Origin of the sequence: Streptomyces chumphonensis (assembly GCF_014779715.1) — a bacterium.
GTDB lineage: Bacteria > Actinomycetota > Actinomycetes > Streptomycetales > Streptomycetaceae > Streptomyces > Streptomyces chumphonensis.
Map to the genome: position 1 here is coordinate 316,547 of NZ_JACXYU010000005.1, position 20,425 is coordinate 336,971.

General features: G+C 75.7%; 17 protein-coding genes. 2 read left to right on the forward strand and 15 right to left on the reverse strand.

Translation table 11 applies throughout. The features are described 5' to 3' along the window. Positions 1–29 precede the first annotated feature (29 nt). The 15 genes from IF129_RS13405 to IF129_RS13475 form a co-directional block, all read right to left on the reverse strand. A complete protein-coding gene (locus IF129_RS13405; protein ID WP_191209813.1) occupies positions 30–1,625 on the reverse strand; it encodes an NADH-quinone oxidoreductase subunit N in 1,596 nt (531 codons plus the stop codon). Then, on the reverse strand, positions 1,622–3,208 hold the full coding sequence (locus IF129_RS13410; RefSeq protein WP_191209814.1) for a complex I subunit 4 family protein: 1,587 nt from the start codon (positions 3,206–3,208) through the stop codon (positions 1,622–1,624). Before IF129_RS13410 ends, IF129_RS13405 begins: the two co-directional genes overlap by 4 nt. A 3-nt stretch (positions 3,209–3,211) precedes the next feature. After that, entirely contained in the window at positions 3,212–5,362 is a 2,151-nt protein-coding gene (locus tag IF129_RS13415) for an NADH-quinone oxidoreductase subunit 5 family protein (RefSeq protein ID WP_191209815.1), read from the reverse strand. Further along, a complete protein-coding gene (nuoK, locus tag IF129_RS13420; RefSeq protein WP_191209816.1) occupies positions 5,359–5,742 on the reverse strand; it encodes an NADH-quinone oxidoreductase subunit NuoK in 384 nt (127 codons plus the stop codon). Before nuoK ends, IF129_RS13415 begins: the two co-directional genes overlap by 4 nt. Beyond that, the gene (locus IF129_RS13425) at positions 5,742–6,359 is read right to left on the reverse strand and encodes an NADH-quinone oxidoreductase subunit J family protein (protein ID WP_191209817.1); all 618 of its coding nucleotides are present in this window, start codon (positions 6,357–6,359) and stop codon (positions 5,742–5,744) included. Before IF129_RS13425 ends, nuoK begins: the two co-directional genes overlap by 1 nt. Beyond that, complete coding sequence (locus IF129_RS13430) at positions 6,356–6,955, reverse strand: NuoI/complex I 23 kDa subunit family protein (RefSeq protein WP_191209818.1); 600 nt, start codon at positions 6,953–6,955, stop codon at positions 6,356–6,358. Before IF129_RS13430 ends, IF129_RS13425 begins: the two co-directional genes overlap by 4 nt. Next, a complete protein-coding gene (locus IF129_RS13435) occupies positions 6,955–7,917 on the reverse strand; it encodes a complex I subunit 1/NuoH family protein (RefSeq protein ID WP_191209819.1) in 963 nt (320 codons plus the stop codon). The genes IF129_RS13430 and IF129_RS13435 overlap by 1 nt, the downstream gene beginning before the upstream one ends. Further along, the gene (locus tag IF129_RS13440; protein WP_191209820.1) at positions 7,917–8,849 is read right to left on the reverse strand and encodes an NADH-quinone oxidoreductase subunit C; all 933 of its coding nucleotides are present in this window, start codon (positions 8,847–8,849) and stop codon (positions 7,917–7,919) included. Before IF129_RS13440 ends, IF129_RS13435 begins: the two co-directional genes overlap by 1 nt. Next, positions 8,846–9,481 carry an NADH-quinone oxidoreductase subunit B gene (locus IF129_RS13445; protein WP_191209821.1) on the reverse strand — a complete coding sequence of 212 codons (636 nt, stop codon included), beginning with the start codon at positions 9,479–9,481 and terminating at the stop codon, positions 8,846–8,848. The genes IF129_RS13440 and IF129_RS13445 overlap by 4 nt, the downstream gene beginning before the upstream one ends. After that, a complete protein-coding gene (locus IF129_RS13450) occupies positions 9,472–9,837 on the reverse strand; it encodes an NADH-quinone oxidoreductase subunit A (protein ID WP_191209822.1) in 366 nt (121 codons plus the stop codon). The genes IF129_RS13445 and IF129_RS13450 overlap by 10 nt, the downstream gene beginning before the upstream one ends. Before the next feature lie 102 nt (positions 9,838–9,939). Beyond that, the gene (locus IF129_RS13455; protein WP_224754863.1) at positions 9,940–11,367 is read right to left on the reverse strand and encodes a DUF6177 family protein; all 1,428 of its coding nucleotides are present in this window, start codon (positions 11,365–11,367) and stop codon (positions 9,940–9,942) included. Further along, positions 11,364–15,395, reverse strand: a complete 4,032-nt coding sequence (eccCa, locus tag IF129_RS13460) for a type VII secretion protein EccCa (protein WP_191209823.1) — start codon at positions 15,393–15,395, stop codon at positions 11,364–11,366. Before eccCa ends, IF129_RS13455 begins: the two co-directional genes overlap by 4 nt. Beyond that, positions 15,392–16,588 carry a MinD/ParA family ATP-binding protein gene (locus tag IF129_RS13465; protein ID WP_191209824.1) on the reverse strand — a complete coding sequence of 399 codons (1,197 nt, stop codon included), beginning with the start codon at positions 16,586–16,588 and terminating at the stop codon, positions 15,392–15,394. The genes eccCa and IF129_RS13465 overlap by 4 nt, the downstream gene beginning before the upstream one ends. Before the next feature lie 9 nt (positions 16,589–16,597). After that, positions 16,598–17,926: an EsaB/YukD family protein gene (locus IF129_RS13470; RefSeq protein ID WP_381481301.1), complete on the reverse strand. Its 1,329-nt coding sequence runs from the start codon at positions 17,924–17,926 to the stop codon at positions 16,598–16,600. Further along, on the reverse strand, positions 17,920–18,195 hold the full coding sequence (locus IF129_RS13475; protein WP_224754864.1) for a hypothetical protein: 276 nt from the start codon (positions 18,193–18,195) through the stop codon (positions 17,920–17,922). Before IF129_RS13475 ends, IF129_RS13470 begins: the two co-directional genes overlap by 7 nt. A gap of 201 nt (positions 18,196–18,396) precedes the next feature. On the opposite strand from IF129_RS13475, the gene IF129_RS13480 reads away from it, so the two are divergent. Both IF129_RS13480 and IF129_RS13485 read left to right on the forward strand, forming a co-directional pair. After that, positions 18,397–19,278, forward strand: a complete 882-nt coding sequence (locus tag IF129_RS13480; protein ID WP_191209825.1) for a metal-dependent hydrolase — start codon at positions 18,397–18,399, stop codon at positions 19,276–19,278. Positions 19,279–19,299: 21 nt separating this feature from the next. Then, positions 19,300–20,394, forward strand: a complete 1,095-nt coding sequence (locus IF129_RS13485) for a PDR/VanB family oxidoreductase (protein WP_191209826.1) — start codon at positions 19,300–19,302, stop codon at positions 20,392–20,394. Positions 20,395–20,425: the final 31 nt, after the last annotated feature.

Sequence of the window (20,425 nt, forward strand, 5' to 3'; positions counted from 1 at the left end):
TGGGCGGGGTGCTGGACCGATCCGGCGGGTTACAGGAGGGAGCCGGAGACGAACCGCAGGACGAGCTGCGGCGCACCGGAGAGGACGACGCCCGCGACGGCGGTCACCGCCAGGGCGACGCCGACGGGCGCCGGGAGGCTGAGCCGGGCGGGGGCGCCCACGGGGGCGCGGAAGAGGAGGGCCGTCCAGCGGAGGTAGTAGACGAGGCCGATGACGACGTTCACGGCCATGACGACGGCGAGCTGGCCGAGCCCGGCGTCGACGGCGGCGGCGAAGACGCTGACCTTGGCGAACAGGCCGATGACGCCCGGGGGCAGCCCGGCCAGGCAGAGCAGGAAGAACGCGAGGGCGAGGGCGGTCGGCGCGTGGGCGGCGTAGAGGCCGCGGAAGTCGGCCACGCGGGTGCCGCCGTCCGCGCCGGGTCGCGCGCCCGCGCGCGGGGCGCGGTGCAGGCGCAGGACGACGGCGAAGGCGCCGAGGTTCACGACGGCGTACATGAGGGCGTAGGCGACGGTGGCGCCGACGGCCCGTCCGGGGTCGTCGCCGTAGGCGGCCGAGGCGATGGGCACCAGCAGGTAGCCGGCCTGGGCGACGGACGACCAGGCCAGCAGCCGTACCGCGCTGTGCGGGGCGTCGGGGCGCTGGCGCAGCGCGCCGACGTTGCCGACGGTCATGGTGAGCGCGGCCAGCACGCCGACGACCGGTCCCCAGGTGCCGGCGTAGGCGGGGAAGGCGTAGAGCGTGACGAGGATCAGGCCGGAGAACCCGGCGGCCTTGCCGATGACGGACAGGTAGGCGGCGACGGGCACGGGCGCGCCGACGTAGGTCTCCGGCACCCAGAAGTGGTAGGGCACGGCGGCCGTCTTGAAGGCGAAGCCGACGAGGGTGAGGACGATCCCGGCGGGGACGAGCACGGTGAGCCGGGGGTCGACGTCGGTGAGGCTCTGCGCGACGGTCCGCAGGTGGAGGCTTCCGGTGGCGGCGTAGACGAAGCTGATGCCGAGCAGGCTGACGGCGGTGGCCGTGACGGAGGACAGGAAGAACTTCAGCGCGGCCTCGGACGCCTTCCGGTCCTCGCGGCGCAGGGCGATCAGCGCGAAGACGGGCAGCGAGGCGACTTCGAGGGCGACGACGAGCGTGGCCAGGTCGCGGGCGGCGGGCAGCAGGGCGGCGCCCGCGACCGAGGAGAGCAGCAGGAACCAGTACTCGCCGGGCGGGAGCTTGCTGTCGGCGACGGTGGTCACGGAGAGCAGGGCGGTGAGCAGCGCGCCGCCGAGGACGAGGAGCTGGATCGCCAGCGCGAAGCCGTCGGCGGTGTAGCTGCACGCGGCGGCGTCGGTGGTGAGGCAGAACGTGGAGCGGTCCTCGCCGACCAGCGGCAGCAGGGAGAGCGTGGCGAGGGCGAGGCCCGCGACGGCGGCCCAGCCGAGCAGCGGCTTGCGCCGCTCGGGCAGGAAGAGGTCGGCCAGGAGGAGGAGCAGGGCGACGGCGGCGGTGACGGCGACGGGGGCGAGCGCGACCCAGTCGACCGACTGCACCAGGTCCGCGGCGAGCGCGGCGGTGTCCCCCGGGTGCGCCGACGCGGCGGGCGGGGCGGGCGGGGCGGGGGTGACGGTCTCGGTCATCGGCTGACTCCCGGCAGGAGGTTCTGCACGGCCGGGTCGGTGAGCCCGAGGAGGAGCGCGGGCCACAGTCCGGCCAGGACGGTGAGGACGACGAGCGGCGTCCAGGCGGCGAACTCGTAGCCGCGGACGTCCGGGAGCGCGGCGGTCTCCGGCTGCCGTTCGCCCATGCAGACGCGCCGGACGACGAGCAGCAGGTAGGCGGCGGTGAGCAGGGTGCCGAGGCCGCCGAGGGCCATGAAGACGAGGTAGGCGGGGCGGCTGAGCCCGTCGGCGGGGTGGTAGGCGCCGAGGAGGGCCAGCATCTCGCCCCAGAACCCGGCGAGGCCGGGCAGCCCGAGTGAGGCGACGGCGCCGAAGGCGAGCAGCCCGCCGAAGCGCGGCGCGCGGCCGTAGAGCCCGGCTCCGCGCCCGCCCGCGGCCTGGGCGGCGAGGGCGTCGAGGTCGGTGGAGCCGGTGCGTTCCTTCAGGGCGCCGACCAGGAAGAACAGCAGGCCGGTGATGAGGCCGTGGGCGACGTTGGCGAAGAGCGCGCCGTTGACGCCCGTGCGGGTGAGGGTCGCGATGCCGAGCAGGACGAAGCCCATGTGGCCGACGGAGGAGTAGGCGATGAGCCGCTTGAGGTCGCCGCCGCCGCCCCGGCGGACGAGCGCGAGGCAGGCGAGGGAGCCGTAGAGGATGCCGACGACGGCGAAGGCCGCCAGGTAGGGGGCGAAGTGGGCGGCGCCCTCGGGGGCGGCGGGCAGGACGATGCGGACGAGTCCGTAGGTGCCCATCTTCAGCATGACGCCGGCCAGCAGGACCGAGCCGACGGTGGGCGCGGCGGTGTGCGCGTCGGGCAGCCAGGTGTGCAGGGGCCACATCGGCGTCTTGACGGCGAAGCCGATGCCGAGGGCGAGCACGGCGACGATCTGCGTGGTGCGGCCGATGCCGGCGCCGTTGTCAGAGGCGAGTGCCACCATGTCGAACGTGCCGGCCGTGAGGCCGACGAGCAGCAGCCCGAGCAGCATGACGACGGAACCGAGCAGCGTGTAGAGGATGAACTTCCAGGCCGCCTTCGCGCGGCCCTCGCCGCCCCAGCGGGCGATGAGGAAGTACATCGGGACGAGGACCATCTCGAAGGCGAGGAAGAACAGCACCAGGTCGAGGACGGCGAAGGTGGCGAGCGTGCCGGCCTCCAGGACGAGGAGGAGGGCGACGAACGCCGTGGGGGTCGGGCCCTTCGGCGGGTTCCGGTAGCTGTAGAGGGCGCAGAGGAACGTCAGCAGGGCGGTCAGGACGAGGAGGGGGAGCGAGATGCCGTCGACACCGAGGTGGAGCCGGATGCCGAGGGCGGGGATCCAGGAGATATCGGTGCCGCCCTGGATGTCCTGCGCGCGGTCGTAGTCGAAGCCGGCGGCGAGGGCCAGGGCGGCGGCGAGGACGACGCCGGTGACGGTCACGCCGTGCCGCAGGACGGCCTGCTCGGGGCTGCGGCCGCGCAGTCCGGGCGGGGCGGGCAGCAGAGCGGCCGCCGCGCCGAGCAGGGGCAGCGCGACGACGGCCGCCAGGAGGTACTGCAGCACGGTGTCGTTGAGGGTGATCACGGCTCACGCTCCGGCGAGGACGACGGCGAGGACCAGCACGACGGACGCGGCGAGCAGGGCGCTCAGGTAGGTCTGCACGTTGCCGGTCTGGGCGAGGCGGACGGCCCGGCCGAGCCAGCCGGTGGCGGTTCCGGCGCCGCGCACGTAGGCGTCGACGACCTCGCGGTCCAGGAAGCGCACGAGCCGGGCCGCGCCCTGCACGGGGGTGACGAACGCGCGCTGGTACAGCGCGTCGACGCGGAAGCCGTCGACGGCGCCGCGGTGGAGCCGGCCGAGCAGGGCGGGCCCGGGGTCGACCGAGCCGTAGGTGACGGCGTGCCGCCAGGCGGCCCAGGTGACGGCGGCGCCCGCCGCGGCGGCGCCGGTGGCCAGGACGGAGGTGACGAGCGTCGGGCCGAGGCTGCCGCCGCCGAGCCAGTGCGGCAGCCAGTCGTAGAACAGGCCGAAGGCGAGGGAGGGCACGGCGAGCACCCACAGGACGAGCGTCATGACGGGCGGCTGGTGCGGGTGGCCGCGCTCCGGGCCGGGGTCGCGCCCGGTGTCGAGCGCGGCCTCGGCGGACGGGACGGTCGTGCCGTCGGCGGCGGCCAGGGCGACGGCCTCCGTGGCGCCGGGCTCGGGGGCGGCGGCGTCCTCGGTGTCCGGGGTGCCCGCGTCCAGGGAGCCGGCCGGGGCGGTGACGGCGTGGGAGCCGCCGGTGCGGGCGGCGCTCGTCCGCGCGGGTTCGGGCGCAGGTTCGGCGGCGGCACCGGCGGGGGCGGGGGCGGGGGCTGCGGCGGGTGGGACGGCGGCCTCGCCCCGGCAGGCCAGCAGCCACAGCCGGGTGGCGTAGGCGGCGGTCAGCGCGGCGGTGAGCAGCCCGGCGACGAGCACGATCCACCCGGCGGCGGCCGGGATGCCGGCGGCCGGGTCCAGCGCCGTGTGCTCGGCCGCTCCGAGCACGGCCTCCTTGGAGAAGAAGCCGCTGAACGGGGGGACGGCGGCGAGCGCCAGCAGGCCGATCGTCAGCGTCCAGTAGACGTCGGGGACGCGCCGGGCGGTGCCGCCCGCCCGGGCCATCGCGGTGAGCGATCCGGTACCGGCGGCGTGGATGAGCACACCGGCGGCCAGGAAGAGCAGGGCCTTGAACGCGCCGTGGGAGAGGAGGTGGAAGATCGCCGCGCCCCGGTTGTCGACGGCCAGGGCCCCGGCGAGGTAGCCGAGCTGGCCGATCGTGGAGTAGGCGAGCACGCGCTTGATGTCGTCCTGCGCGAGCGCGGCCAGGGCGGAGCCGGCCATCGTCACGGCCGCCAGCAGGGCGAGCACGACGAGGGCGGCGGCCGAGGCCGTGAAGACGGGGAGCAGCCGGGCCACGAAGTACACACCGGCGGCGACCATCGTCGCGGCGTGGATGAGCGCCGAGACGGCCGTCGGGCCGGCCATCGCGTCCGGCAGCCAGGTGTGCAGGGGGAACTGGGCGGACTTCCCCGCGACGCCCGCGAGCAGCAGCAGCGCGATCACCGTGGGGTGGTCGAGCTGGAAGTCGGCGAGCGAGGAGGTGAGCCGGGTGACGATCGTGGAGATGCGGAACGTGCCCGCCTCGGAGCCGAGCGCGAGGATGCCGATGAGGAACGGCACGTCGCCGAGCTTGGTGACGAGGAACGCCTTGAGGGAGGCGGCGCGGGCGGCGGACGTCTCCCAGTAGTGCCCGACGAGGAAGTACGAGCAGATGCCCATGACCTCCCAGCCGACCAGCAGCACGATGAGGTCGTCGCTGTAGACGACGAGGAGCATCGCGGCGGTGAAGAGGGAGACCAGGGCGGCGTAGGAGGCGTAGCGGGGGTCGTCCCGCAGGTAGCCGGTGGAGTAGAGCTGCACGCAGGTGGCGACGGTGCCGACGAGGACGGCGACGAGGACGGCCGTGCCGTCGAGTTGGAGGGCCAGCTCGACGGGGAGGGCCGCGTTGCCGGTGGGCGTCAGCTCGGTGGCGGCGGTCAGCGGGGCCCGTCCGCCCTGCCGCACGGCGACGACGACGGCCAGCACGGCGGCCGTCAGCGTCGGCAGGACGGCGAGGGGGCGGACGAAGCCGGGGGCCCGGCGGCCCGCGGCGAGTCCGGCGACGGCGCCGAGCGCGGGCAGGAGGGGGACCAGGACGGCGAGGGTCGTCGTGCTCACGCGGCGGCCTCCGCCTTGTCTGCGTCTGCTTCTGCGGCGTCGCTTCCAGCTCCGGCGCCGGTGGGTGTGGGCGGCGGCTCGGCGAGGTCGCGGAGCTCGTCCACGTTCGAGCCGGCCCGGTTGCGGTAGACCTGTAGCACGATCGCGAGGCCGATGCCGATCTCGGCGGCGGCGACGGCGATGGTGAAGAGGGTGAGGCTCTGCCCGGCGCGCAGGGTGTCGCGCAGCCACACGTCGAAGGCGACGAGGTTGAGGTTGACGGCGTTGAGCATCAGCTCGACGGAGATCAGCACCAGGACGGCGTTGCGCCGGGCGAGGACCCCGTACAGGCCGATGCTGAAGAGCAGGGCGGCGAGCACGGCGGGGTAGACGAGATGCATCAGCGCTCCTCCTCCGGCGCGACGGCGCCCCGGGCGTCCGGGGCGTCCTGGGCGTCCTGGGCGTCCGAGGCGTCCTGGGCGTCCGAGGCGTCCGGGCCGCCGCGGCGGCGGGAGACGACGATGGCGCCGACGAGGGCGGCGAGCAGCAGCAGGGACAGGGCCTCGAAGGGCAGCACCCAGTGGCGGAACAGCGCCTCGCCGATGGCCTGCGTCGAGCCCTGCGGGGTGTCCAGGTCGATCCAGGCGGTGCGGAAGGCGTCCACGACGACGGTGACGAGGGTCGCGGCGGCGGCGAGGGCCACGGCGAGGGCGACCCAGCGGTTGCCGGAGTCCGCGTCGGGCGAGCGGCCGACGGGTGCCCGCGTGAGCATCAGCCCGAACAGCAGCAGGACGACGATCGAGCCGACGTAGATGAGGACCTGCACCCAGGCGACGAACTCGGCCGTGAGCAGCAGGTACTCCACCGCGATCCCGCCGAGCGCGACGACGAGCCACAGCGCGGCGTGCACCAGCTGCTTCGTGGTGACGGCGACGAGCGCGGCGCCGAGGGTGACGAGGCCGGTGAGGACGAAGGCGATCTCCACACCGGTCGGGGAGAGGAAGCCGGGAGCGGTCACGCGCGCTCCCCCGCTCCGTCGCCGTCCCCGGGCTCCGGGGCACCGGGGGTCTCGGCCGCAGCGGCGGAGGCCGCCTCGGCGGCGGCCAGCTTGTCGGCGGCCTTGCGGGCGGCGCCGAGCTCCTTGGGCTCCTCGGCGGCGGGGTCGAGCGGCGGCGGCTCGGGCACCGTCCACATCCACTCCCGCAGCTTGTCGCGCTCGTGGGTCAGCTCGCGGATGTCCGTCTCCGCGTACTCGAACTCGGGCGACCAGAACAGCGCGTCGAACGGGCACACCTCGATGCAGATGCCGCAGTACATGCACAGCGAGAAGTCGATCGCGAAGCGGTCGAGCACGTTGCGGCTGCGTTCCCGGCCGCCGGGGGCGGTGGCGGGGAGCGTCTCCTTGTGCGAGTCGATGTAGATGCACCAGTCCGGGCACTCGCGGGCGCAGAGCATGCAGACCGTGCAGTTCTCCTCGAAGAGGCCGATGACGCCGCGACTGCGCGCGGGCAGGTGCGGCTGCACGTCCGGGTAGTGCGCGGTGTGCGAGCGGCGGGTCATCGTCTTCAGGGTGACGGCGAGGCCCTTGGCCAGGCCGGAGCCGGGGAGACCCATCAGGGGAACACCACCTTCACGACACCGGTGACGGCGATCTGGAACAGCGCGAGCGGCACCAGGACCGTCCAGGCGAACTTCTGGATCTGGTCGGCCCGCATCCGGGGCCAGGCGACGCGCATCCAGATCACCAGGAAACTGAGCGCGCCGGTCTTGAGCAGCATCCACAGCCAGCCGAGCTGGTCGGCGAACGGGCCGTGCCAGCCGCCGAGGAAGAGCACGGCCGTCAGTGCCGAGACGACGACGATGCCCGCGTACTCGGCGAGCAGGAACAGGGCGAAGCGCAGGCCGCCGTACTCGGTGAGCGGACCGAAGATGATCTCCTCGGGGGCGAGCGGCGCGTCGAAGGGCGGGCGGTGCAGCTCGGCGACCCCGGCGGTGAAGAAGACGAAGGCGCCGATCAGCTGCCACGGCAGCCACCACCACTCCCACGCGTCCAGGATGCCGGGCAGGGAGAGCGTCCCGGCGGCCATGGCGACGGAGGCGGCCGACAGGAGCAGCGGGAGTTCGTAGGCCATCAGCTGGGCGGCGGTGCGCAGGCCGCCGAGCAGGCTGTACTTGTTGGCCGAGGCCCAGCCGCCCATGAGCTGGCCGAGCACGCCCACGCCGAGGACGGCGAGGACGAAGAAGACGCCCGCGTCGACGGCCTGCCCGACGCCCCCTTCTCCGGGCGCGAGGGGAATGGCGATGAGCACCAGCAGGTAGGGGACGAGGGCCACCGCCGGGGCGAGCCGGAAGATCCTCCGGTCGGCCTCGGCCGGGACGACGTCCTCCTTCTGGGCGAACTTGACGCCGTCGGCGACGAGCTGGGCCCAGCCGTGGAAGCCGCCCGCGTACATGGGGCCCACCCGGCCCTGCATGTGGGCCATGACCTTGTGCTCGGCCTGGCCCACGAGGAGCGGGAGGGTGAGGAACGCGAGGAGGACGGCGGCGAGCCGCCAGGCGACGTCGAGGAAGTCCATTACGGGGTGCCCTCCTCTCCGTCGGTCTCGGTGCCGGTCTCGGGGCCGGTCTCGCGGCGGTCGGGCTCGTCGCCGCGCGGCTCGGGGGCGGGCTCCTGCGGCTGCTCGCGCCACGGCACGTCGGCGGCGCGCCCCCGGCGCGGCGCGGCGGGCTTCTCGGGGGCGGGCTTCTCGGGGGCGGGCGTCGCGGGGGACGGGGCGTCGGCGGTCGGCGCCTCCCCGCCGGTGGTGGCGCGCTGGCTGGCGGAGCCGGACGAGGCGCTGCGGGTCCGGCGGGGCGGACGGTCGCCCGCCGCCGCGCGGCCACGGGCGGGCCGGGCGGGGGCCGGGGGCAGCTGGCCCTTGAGGGGGCCCCACTCGTTGGGGTCGGGGACGCCGGGCGGGAGCATCTGCCGGCGCTTCGGGCCGCCGTGTCCGGCCGCCGACTCGCCCGGCTCCTTCGCGCCGGGCCACGCCTTGGCGACGCGGGCGGCGAGCACGAAGTCCTTGCGCAGCGGGTGGCCCTCGAAGGTGTCGGGCAGCAGCAGCGGCGTCAGCCCGGGGTGGTCGGTGAAGTCGACGCCGAACATCTCGTGCGTCTCGCGCTCGTGCCACCCGGCTCCGGCGTAGACGCCGGTGGCCGACGGCAGGGCGGGCGCGTCGTGCGGGACGGTGGTGCGCAGCACCAGCCGCCGGACGCCCCCGGTGGCCGCGTCGCCGCCGGTCGCAGGCAGGGCGACGAGGTGGGCGCAGACGAGGAAGCCGGTGCCGGGCTCGTCGACGGCGCTGAGCCAGTCGAAGTAGGTGCAGCCCAGGGCGTCGCGGGCGGTCTCCAGGGCGGCGAGCCACCCGGCGGCGGGGACGTCGACGGTCAGCAGGCCGAAGGCGTCCTCGGCGCGCGCCTCGGGGCCGAAGAGCTCCTCGGCCGGACGCGGCAGCCATGCGGTGGTCATCGTCCGCCCTCCTCGACGTCCCCGGACCCGCCCGCGCCGGCGTCCCGCCCGGAGCCCGGACCGGCCGCGGGGGGCGCCACGAGCGGGCTGGTCAGGGCGGCCGGGGAGGGCCGGGAGGAGGTGCCGTACCGCTCCGCGAGGGACTCGGCGGCGATCTTCTCCTGGAGCTTGAGGATGCCCTGGAGCAGCGCCTCGGGGCGGGGCGGGCAGCCGGGCACGTAGACGTCGACGGGGATGATCTGGTCGACGCCCTTGGTGACGGCGTAGGAGTCCCAGTAGGGGCCGCCGCAGTTGGAGCAGGCGCCGAAGGAGATGACGTACTTCGGCTCGGGCATCTGCTCGTAGAGCCGCTTGACGGCCGGGGCCATCTTGTCCGTGACCGTGCCGGAGACGACCATCAGGTCGGCCTGGCGGGGGCCGGGGGCGAACGGGATGACGCCGAGCCGGATGAAGTCGTGGCGGGCCATGGAGGCGGCGATGAACTCGATCGCGCAGCAGGCGAGCCCGAAGTTGAAGACCCACAGGCTGTACCGGCGTCCCCAGTTGAGGACGACCTTCATGGGCTCGGGGGCGAGCTTGGCGAGGGTGCCGAGCCGGCGCGGCATGGGCAGGTCGGTGCGTGTCACGTCCATGTGAGGACGCCCTTCTTCCAGGCGTAGAGCAGACCCAGGGCGAGCAGGCCGAGGAAGAGGAACATCTCCACCAGGGTCACCGCGCCGAGGGACGCGAAGACCGTGGCCCACGGGAAGAGGAAGATCGAGTCGATGGCGAAGATGACGTAGAGGAAGGCGTAGACGTAGTAGCGCACCTGGGTGTGCGCCCAGTTCTCGCCGACGGGGTCGACTCCGCACTCGTAGGTGAGCATCTTCTCGCGCGTCGGCACGACCGGCCGCAGGAGTGCTCCGGCCGCGAAGGACACGGCCACGAAGAGCACGCCGACGACCGCGACCAGTCCGACGACCGAGTAGCCGTGGAAATAGTCCGGCACCGTCCTACCTCGTCCCTGGTGTGGTCCCTGGCTGTACGCCGACGTTCGACGTTCTGTACGGACCACACCCTAGGCCCTGGTCGGACGGCGCAGGGCCCCGTCTCACCGCCCGGTCGGTGCGGTCCGGTCCGGGCCGCCGTCATCTTCCGCCGGTTTGCCCCGTGCGTCCGTCGCCCGCAGGTGCTGGGCGAGTTCCTGGAGACCGCCCCACCCGGCCTCGGCGAGCGGGTAGTACATCCCGGCCCGGGAGGCGGGTCCGAGCTGGACGGGCTCCCCGGCCGACGGTGCGCGGCGGGCGGCGGTCAGGCCGATCTCCGCGATCTCGCCGGGGCCGAGCGCGAAGCCGACGGGCTCGGGCGGGCCCTCCAGGGCGCAGGGCACGGTGAGGTCGGCGCGGCCGTGCCGCTGCTGGGCGAGCAGGGAGACGAGCCCGTGGTGGGCGGCCAGCTCGGCGGCGAGGCCGGGCAGCTCGGCGAGGGCGGGTTCCGGGCCGTCCTCGGGGTGGCCGACGGTCAGCGTCATGTCCTCCTCGACACCGCTCTCGGTGACGGAGACGCGCAGGGTGGCGATGGCGGGACGTTCGGGCTGCCCGACGACGACGAGCCAGGTGGGTTCGGCGCGCTCCCGCACGTAGGCGCTCAGCTCCTCGCGCGACCAGGGGGCTCCGGCGGGTTCGGCGGTGCCCCAGCCCGCCGGGAGGGTTCCGGTCAGGCGCTGCCAGGTCTCCTCCAGGGCTCCGCCGAGCAGCAGGTCGGTGGTGGCCCGGTGGCGGGTGCGCAGGGAGACGCCGAGCTGCCGGCCGGTGGGCGGGGTGGGCGGCGCGTAGCCGTCCACGAGCTTCCCGGTGGCGGTGAACGAGCCGTTCTCCCAGCGCAGTTCGGCGCCGGAGAGGCCGTCGAAGTAGCCGCGTCCGGGGTCCTGGACGACCCACCGGTTGGGCAGTCCGGAGAGCACGGAGCGGGTGGGGAGGGAGAGCCGGGCGGTGGGCGGGGTGACGAGTTGGAGGGCGCGCTCGGAGTCGGTGGTGGCGCGCAGCGTCTCGGACAGCCACGCCGTCATGGCGATCACCGGGCGGTCCTGGATGACCACGGCCGCCTCGTCGGTCAGGACGTCCACGGCGGGCTGGGCGGCGGCCGGGGTCGCGGCGGTGACGTCGCGCACCGGCGTCCCGGCGTCGGGGACGAGGGCGGCGGGGGGCCACACGGCGCCGCCGAGGCGGGTGACGAGGCGGGTGGCGATCGTGCCGGCGAGCCGGTCGCCGCCCCGCGCGGTGGTCGCGGCGCGCACCTCCGTCCACCACACGGGCCGGTCGGCGTCGAGGCCGAGCAGGCGGCGCACCTCGCCGGGCACCTGGACGAGCATGGGCGCCTCGACGGACGCCAGCGGACGCCCGTCGGCGTCGGTGAGCTGGACGACGGCGCCGTCGGCGACGGTGGCCAGGTGGGTGTCGGGGCCGCCGGACAGGAGTCCGGCCAGGAGCGTCCAGCTGTCGGGCATGCGCTCGGTGAGCGCGATGACGTCCTTGGTCATGCGGGGGTCCCCCTGCCGGGTGCGGTGGCGTCGGGCTCCTCGGCGAGCGCGGTCTGGACGAGCCGGTTCGGCGCCCCCCGGCGGACGAAGGTGCCGCGTCCCGGCGGGCGGTGTGCGGCGCGGACGCCGGGGAAGAGGGCGCCTTCGGAGCGGTCGCCGGTCATCACGAGTCCGGCGGTGCCGGACTCGCGGAGCGTCATGAGGAACGGCTCGTACAGGGCCCGCGAGGCGCCGCCGACGCGCCGGGTGACGACGAAGTGCAGGCCGATGTCCTGCGCGGAGGGCAGGTAGGGCAGGAACGGTTCGAGCGGCGCCTGCCCGGCGGTGGCGAGGACGTCGTAGTCGTCGACGAGGACGACGATGCGGGGGCCGCCGATCGACCCGCCGCCCGCGGCGAGCACCTCGGGGGCGACGGTGTCGTCGGGCATGCGCTGTTCCAGCTCGGTGGCGATGGCCCCGGCCAGGCCGTGGGCGAGCCGGGCGTTGTGGGCGTAGCCGCCCCGGTACTCCTCGGGGACGAGGCTGTGCAGGCCGCGGCGCGGGTCCATGACGGCGAAGACGAGTTCGTCGTCGCCGTAGCGGTCCATGAGGCCGCGGGCGACCAGCCGCAGCAGGTTCGTCTTGCCGCACTCGCTGTCGCCGAAGACGAGGAGGTGCTGGTCGTGCCGGAAGAGGTCGAGCAGGACGGGTTCGAGCCCGGCCTGGTCCAGGCCGAGGGGGACGCGCCCGGGCTCCCGCTGCGGGGAGGGCAGCCGGTGCGGGTCGAGCCGGGCGGGCAGCACCCGCACGGGCGGGGCCTGCTCGCCCGACCAGGCGGCGCGGACGGCGCGGACGGCCTGCTCGACGGCGTCGCCCAGGTCCTCGCCGGTGCGCCGGGAGTCGATGCGGGGCAGGGCGCACTGGGCGAAGAGCTTGCCGGTCGTCAGGGCGCGGCCCGCCTCGTCGGCGCCGATGGTCTCGGCGAGCTTGCGCGCGATGCTCGACTCGCTCGGGTCGTTGAGCCGCAGCTCGACGCGGGTGCCGAACGCGGACTGGGTGGCGATGCGCACGTCGTTCCAGCGCAGCATGCTCGCGACGACGTGGATGCCGTACCCGCCGCCGCGCTTGAGGAGGTCGGCGACGGCCTCGTCCAGCTCCTCGAAGTCCTCGCGCAGGCCGCCGAACCCGTCGATGACGAGGACGACGTCGGTGGAGCCGAGCTGCGGCAGCTCGCCGCGGGCCCGCATGCGGCGCAGCTGCTCCACGGAGTCGATGCCGTGGTCGCGGAAGAGCTCCTCGCGGGCGGTGAGCATGGCCCGGACCTCTTCGACGGTGCGGGCGGCCCGCTCCCGGTCGGCGCGTCCGGCGACGCCGCCGACGTGCGGGAGCCCGGCCATCGTCTGGAGGCCGCCGCCGACGAGGTCGAGCCCGTAGACGCCGACGTCCTGCGGGGTGTGGGTGAGGGCGAGGGAGAGGATCAGGGTGCGCAGCAGGGTCGTCTTGCCCGACTGCGGGCCGCCGATGACGGCGACGTGCCCGCCCGCCACGGTGAGGTCGAGCAGCCACTGGCCCTGCCACTGCCGGGCCGGGTCGTCGAGCAGACCGAGGGGGACGCGCAGGGCCTCGGCCGGCCGGCGGGTGAGGCGCATGCCGCGCGGGCCGGTCTCCAGCGGCCCGCCGACGGCGTCCAGCGGCAGGGCCTCGGGCAGCGGGGGCAGCCAGACCTGCGGCACGGCGTCGGGCCGGGCGGCGGCGAGCTGGTCGACGACGGTGGACAGCAGCGTGGGCCCGACGGTGCGCCGCGCGGGGGCGGCCTTGGGCTCGCCGTCGTCGTCACCGCCGTCGCCGCCGAGGGTGTTGTAGGCGGGGTAGGGCAGCGCGGCCGGCCCCTCCTCGGTGTCCTCGGCGCGGCGCGCCGGGCCCTGGTAGGGGCCGGAGACGTAGGAGGCCTTGAACCGCTCGTAGTGGCTGGTGTCGACCTTGAGGTAGCCGAAGCCGGGGATGGGCGGCAGGTGGAAGGCGTCCGGGGTGTCCAGGACGGTGCGGGACTCCTCGGGCGAGAACGTGCGCAGGCCGAGCCGGTAGGAGAGGTAGGTGTCCAGCCCCTTGAGCTTGCCGCCCTCGATGCGCTGGCTGGAGAGCAGCAGGTGCACGCCGATGGACCGGCCGATGCGGCCGATGGAGAGGAAGAGGTCGATGAAGTCGGGTTTGGCGGTGAGGAGTTCGCCGAACTCGTCGATGACGACGAACAGGTGGGGCAGCGGCGGCAGTTCGGGGCGCTGGGCCCGGGTGGCGGCGTAGGTGCCGATGTCGGCGATGTGGCCGGCGTCCTTGAGGACCTGCTGGCGGCGCTTGACCTCCCCGGCGAGGCTGGCGTGCACGCGCTCGACGAGCCCGGCCCTGTTCTCCAGGTTGGTGATGATGCCCGCGACGTGCGGCAGCGTGCCGAAGGGGGCGAACGTCGCGCCGCCCTTGTAGTCGACGAGGACCATGGCGAGGTCCTCGGGCGGGTGCGTGGCGACGAGGGCCAGGACGAGGGTGCGCAGCAGCTCCGACTTGCCGGAGCCCGTCGCGCCGACGCACAGCCCGTGCGGGCCCATGCCCAGCTCGGCGGACTCCTTGAGGTCCAGCAGCACCGGCTCGTGCCCGTCGCCGAGCCCGATCGGCACGCGCAGGAACGACTGGTCCCCGCGCGGTGCCCACAGGCGGCGGACGTCGAGGGCGGCGGGGTCGTCCAGGCCCATCAGCTCGGTGAAGTCCACCGGCCCGGACAGCGGCGCCCCGGACGCGGCCGACTCCGGGGAGAGCCGCAGCGGCGCCAGCATCCGGGCGAGCCCGAGGGCGCCGGCGGCCGTCACCTCGTCCAGCGCGCCGTGCACGACCCGCTGCTCGGGCTGTGCGCCGCGCAGGTCCTCCACGGTGACGTCCGGGCCGTCGACGGTGATGCGCACGGAGACCTGGCCGGGCTCGTCGACGCGTCGGGCGAGCAGGTGCACGACGGTGACGCCCATGTCGGGCAGGGCCACGGCCTCGTCGGGCCGGGCCAGTTCGCGGGCGGCCGAGCCGTGGGCGTCGCTGAGGACCAGCAGGCGGGAGCCGAGCCTCAGCGCCTCCCGTCCGGCCAGCCCGCGCCGTACCTCGGCGGCGTACTCGGCGCGGCGGCGCAGGTCCCCGGCGAGCCCGGCGGCGAGCGCCTGCGGGGTCTCGGCGATGCGGCGGGCGCTGACCGGCCCGTCGAACTCCTGCGGGTCCAGGGTGTGCGGGAGCCACTTGGCGAACTCCCAGTCCCCGAGCCGTTCGGCCGGGCAGGCCAGGGCCAGGGCGACGTCGTCCGGCGCGTGCGAGACGGCGGACTGGACGAGGAGCGTGCGGGCGGCCCGCAGGACGTCCTCGCGGCTGCCGATGACGCTCACGTTGCCCGCCCGGTCCAGCGGCACGGTGAGCGGCATCTCCGTGGCGGTGGCGAACCGCTCCTGGAGGCCGGCCGCCTCGTTGAGCATGAAGGGGTCGGGCGGGGTCAGGACGTTGCCGCTCTGCTGCTGCATGGGCAGGGTGCGCACCGGCGCCCGGCCGGTGCCGACGCGCACGTCGAGGAAGTCCCGGTCGGTGCGGCGGCGTTCCCACAGCCGGGCCGGGTCGGCCACCAGGTCGTACAGGGCCTCCGGCGGCGGGGCCAGGACGCGGGCGGCCTCCCGGCGGGCCCGGTCCTCGGCGCCCAGCTCCTCGCGCAGGTTCTCCAGGTACTCCAGGTAGCGCTCGCGCTGGGTGCGCCGGGTGCGCTGGGCCCGGCCGCGCTGGCTGAACAGCAGCGCGACGCCGCCGACGACCGCGACGACGAGGACGAGCGCGCCGATCGCCGCGAACTGGCTGCTGCGGATGACGGTCATCATGACGACGGAGCCCATGACGCCCGCCATCGGCAGCAGCGACGTGGCGGCCGAACCGGCGTTGCCCTCGGGGAGGCTGGGCGGGGGCTCGACGTACCGCTCGGCGGGCGGCGGCAGCGGGCGGGACGTGCGGGCGGGGCGGTGGACGACGCGGACGCTCATCGGCCGTCGGCCCCCGGCGTTCCCGGGCCCGGCGCGCGGCCGGTGCGGGCGCCACGGGACATGGCGCGGTCCATGAGCGTCGCCGCGACGCGGGCGGCGGCCTCGCGTGTGGCCTGGCCGACCAGGCCCGTGCGGACCTCGCCCCCGGCCGCGAGGTGCCGGTCGTAGGGCAGGGCGAGCACCCGGGCTCCGCCCGCCTCCAGGTGTTCGGCGGCCGCCGCCGCGTCCAGCGTCATGTCGGGGCTGGTGCGGTTGAGGACGACGACGGTCGTCGGGAGCATGCTGCGGTGCAGGCCGCCGAGCCAGTCGAGCACGGTGCGGGTGGCGGCGACGCCCTCCACGGTGGCCGGGCTGACGAGCACCCGCGCCTGGGTCGTCGTCAGCGCGGTGCGGGCCACCTCGGCGGGCAGGGTCTCGCAGTCGACGAGGGTCGTGCCGAAGTAGCGGCGCAGGGAGGTCATCACCACGCGGTACGTGTCGACGTCGAGCTGCACGCCGACCGAGCCCTGGCTGCCGGGCAGCAGCCAGCCGCCGCCCGCGAACGGCAGGAGGTAGCCGGTGACGTCCGTGATCTGGAGCGACGGGTCGACGATGCGGGCCAGGTCGCCGCAGGACCAGCGGACCTCGGTGGCGCCCAGGCGGCGCGGCAGCGTGCCCAGCGCCGGGTCAGCCTCCACCGCGAGCACCGGGTCGGTGCGGTAGTGCGCGAACGTCAGGGCCAGCAGGGCGGCGACGGTCGACTTGCCCGCCCCGCCGCGGATGCTGGTGACGGCCATCTGCCGTCCGGTGGTGATGGGCTGCTGGATGGCCTGGGCCGTCTCGGTGGCCGACGCCGTGTCCTTCGCGGCGGCCGTCACCAGGCGGCGCAGCACCAGCCCGGCGCGGCGGGCGAGGGTGTCCCCGTGCCGGGTGCGGCCCTCGGTGCCCGCGAGCTGCGGCGCCACGACCGGCACCGACACCGGCGTGGGCGGCGGCCCGGCCCGGTGCGCCGCGGGGGCCGGCGCCCGCGGCGGCGGCACCGGCTCGCCCGACGGGGGCTGCCGCGCCTCCTGTTCGGCCGCGCCGGACGGCTCCGGGTGCGCGGACGGCTCCGGGTGCGGGTCCGCACCGGCGGGGCGGGCCGCCCGCTCGGCGGCGCCGCTCAGTTCGCCCAGCACGGTGTGCTGCCAGTCCCCGTGCGCCGACTGTGCCACAGCAACCTCTCAGAAGGTGTTCAGCAGTCGGCCGTAGACGCCGAATGCACCGATCACGACGGGGATCAGCACCACGACGCTGACCGACTCGACCAGGTTCGCCGTCCGCCGCAGCCGGACCCGGACGTGGTCCGGGGGCCGCAGGACGAGGACGGCCAGCGGCACCAGGGCCACCACCGCCAGCGCCGCCGGCGGGGCGGCCGTCGCGGCCCCGCCCCACAGCGCGAACAGCCGCACCGCCAGGACGGTTCCGGCGACCAGCAGGGCGACGACCTCGACGGCGAGCGGGTAGGCGCGGGAGCGGGAGAGCAGGACGACCGCGAAGAGCGCGGTGGCCGTGACCTCCCAGGCGGTGGCCTCCGGGCCGCTCACGGCGAGCCAGCCCCCGGCGGCGGCGGAGAGGCCCGTCACCACGGTGGCCAGCGCCAGGCCCCGGTGGGTGGCGGCGAGGGCGGCGTCCACCCGATGACGGCTCACCGACGCGCCGCCCGCGCGCTGGTCGTCCAGCCGGGTCAGGCCCGCGCCCATGAGCGCGAGGCGCGGCAGGTGGCCGAGGGCGAGGACGGAGGCGAGGCCGAGGACCAGCCCGGCTCCGGCGGTGTCGGTGACCGCGAGGGCCAGCTCCCAGCCGCCCACGACGGCGGCCACCGCTCCGGCGCCGACCAGGGCGCCCCGGCCGGCTCCCGCGCACACGCCGAGCAGGGCGAGCGCGAGGGCGAGGACGGCGCCGAGGGCGGCGAGCCGGACGGCGGCGCCGTCGGTCACCGTCCAGGAGCCGTAGGCGCCGAGGACGCCGCCGAGCACGACGAGGGCCGTGCCCGGCTCCCGGCCGCCCAGCCGGGCGGTCGCCGCGCCGATCGCGGACGCCGCTCCGGAGGCGGCCAGCAGCCACGGTCCCACCGCGTCGGCGCCGAGCCAGAGTCGGGCGCAGACGGCGGCGACGAGGCCGAGCAGGACGTGGGCCGCCCCGGCCGTCCACGTCCGGGTGCGGTCGCCCCAGCGCCAGCCGCGGACGTCGAGGTCGTCGGCGGCCTCGTCCGTCACGTCGTGGACGACGGGGGCGGCGGGGGTCTCCTGCTGCCGCACGAGGCGCAGTACGGCGCCGTCGGCGACACCGGCGGAGGCCAGCGTGTCGTCCTGGGCCAGGACGGCGCCGCCGGGGGTGACCAGGCGGCGCAGCGCGGGCCGGTCGGCCGCCTTGTCGCCGAGGAGGCGCAGGACGTCCGGGAGGAGTTCGCCGATGGGCTCCTCGGCGGGCAGCACCATGTCGACGCGCCGCCGCTCGCCCACGAGCGTCACCCGGCTGAGGCCGGTGCGCTGGTCCGCAACGCTCACCACGAAGCCACCGCCCACGCGTGGTCGCTCTCGCTCACGCGTGCGGGCGGGCCGGAGGCGTCGTCGTCCTTCAGCATCCGCTCGGAGATGAAGGACCACCCCACGCACCCGGCGCAGACCACCGCCGCGAGGGCGATGCCGCCGAACATCTTGCCCAGGTTCTCGTCGAGGGTGCGCCGCATGCGCTGCGATCCGAAGAGCAGCGCGTCCCGCAGCCGACGGCGCCGGACGGCCACCGACTCCAGCAGCTGGCTGTCGTAGTCCCGAGCCATCGGCTCCCTTCCCACCCGTTGGCGCGCGGCCCCCGGCGCCGCGCGCCAACACCATACGACCCCGCTCCGACCCGCTGTCCAGGTCGGGTCCGCCCGCCGGGGACGGGGGTGTGCGGGGCGTCACGCCTATTGACAAGATGTCAGCAAGCTCTACTGTGGGGTAACCCGCCGGTAACCCGCCGCTCCTCCGGGAGGAACCCCATGCGCCAGCCCGCCGACGAGCCCGACGGGCTCGTCCTCCAGCCCCGCGACGTCGCCTTCGACTGGGCCGGGCTCCCGATGCACTGGATCCCCGGCGAGCCCATGGCCACCCACGTCGTCAACGTCCTGCACCTCCTCCTCCCCGAGGGCGAACGCTGGTTCGTCCGCACCTTCCAGGAGGCCCTGCCGCTGATCACCGACGACGAGCTGCGCGAACAGGTCCTCGGCTTCATCGGCCAGGAGGCCCTGCACGCCGACGCCCACGAGGGCGTCCTCGACCACCTGCACGCCCGCGGCCTGGACCCCGGCCCCTACCTGCGGCACGTCGAGTTCGTCTTCCGGCGGGTGCTGGGCGAACGTCCCGGGCTGCCGCCGCACCGCGCCCGCGCCTACCTCACCGAACGCGTCGCCCTCATCGCGGGCATCGAGCACGTCACCGCCTTCCTCGGGGACTGGGTGCTGAACGCGCGCGGCCTCGACCGGGCCGGCGCCGACCCCACCATGCTCGACCTGCTGCGCTGGCACGGCGCCGAGGAGGTCGAACACCGCAGCGTCGCCTACGACCTGCTGCGCCACCTCGACCCCGGCTATGTCCGCCGCACCCGCGCCATGTTCATCGCCGGGCCCGTCCTGGTGAGGCTCTGGATCAGCGGCACCCGGTTCCTCATGGCGGCCGACCCCGAACTGCCCGCCCGCTCCCGGCCCACCTGGCGCGGCTACACCGCCGCCGCCCGGCGCGGGCTCCTCCCCGACCCACGACGCGCCGCCCGCTCGGCGGGCCGCTACTTCAGGCCCGGCTACCACCCCACGCACGAGGGCTCCACCCGGCAGGCCGTCGCCTACCTCGGGACGTCCCCGGCCGCCCGCGCCGCCGCCCACTGACGAGCCAGGCCGAGGACAGCCATGCCCAGCCGCCCCGACACCCCGCCCCCGGCCGCCCTCTTCGGGCGCCCCCGCCAGGACCGCTTCCTGCGGTTCCTCACCCACTTCGCCGACCGCTACCTCGCCCTCACCACCCGCACCGACCCCACCGGCCGGCACCCCGCGACGTCCCGCCCGCCGCTGCGGCTGACGGTGACGGACCGCCGGGCGGTCGCGGAGGACGTCGTCGCGCTGCGCCTGGCCGCCGCCGACGGCACCCCGCTGCCGCCCTGGCGGCCCGGCGCACACCTGGACCTGCGGCTGCCCTCCGGGCGCACGCGCCAGTACAGCCTGTGCGGCGACCCGGCCGAGCGGCACGCCTACCGCATCGCCGTCCGCCGCCTCCCCGGGGGCGGCGGCGGTTCGGTCGAGGTCCACGACACCCTGACGCCCGGCGCCCGCGTCACCGTCGCCGGGCCGCGCAACGCCTTCCCCTTCGCCGCACAGGACCGCGTCCTGCTCCTGGCGGGCGGCATCGGCGTCACCCCGATCCTGCCGATGGCCCACGAGGCCGCCCGACGCGGCCTGGACTGGCGGCTCGTCCACTGCGGACGGACGCGGGCCTCGCTGCCCCTCGCCGACGAACTCGCCGCGCTCGACGCCCGCCACCCCGGCCGGGTGCACGTCCGCGCCGACGACGAGCACGGCCCGCCCGACGCCGCGCGGCTCCTGGCCGACGCGCCCCCCGGCGCCGCCGTCTACTGCTGCGGCCCCGGGCCGCTGCTCGACGCCGTCCGGGCCGCCTTCGAGGCGAGCCCGGCCGGGGCCCTGCACGCCGAACGCTTCACCGCACCACCCGTCGTCGACGGCCGGCCGTTCTCGCTGCGCCTGCGCCGCAGCGGCACCGTCCTGTCCGTGCCCGCCGACCGCACCGCGCTCGACGTCCTGCGCGCCGAGGACCCGGCCACCGCCTCCTCCTGCCGCCAGGGCTTCTGCGGCGTCTGCCGGGTACGGGTGCTCGCCGGGCCGGTCGAGCACCGCGACCGCCGGCTCACCCCGGCTGAACGCGCCGCCGGCGACATGCTCGTGTGCGTCTCCCGCGCCCCCGAGGGCGCCTGCCTCGAACTCGACCTGTGACCCGCCGAACCCGCCGCGGAAGGAACCGGAC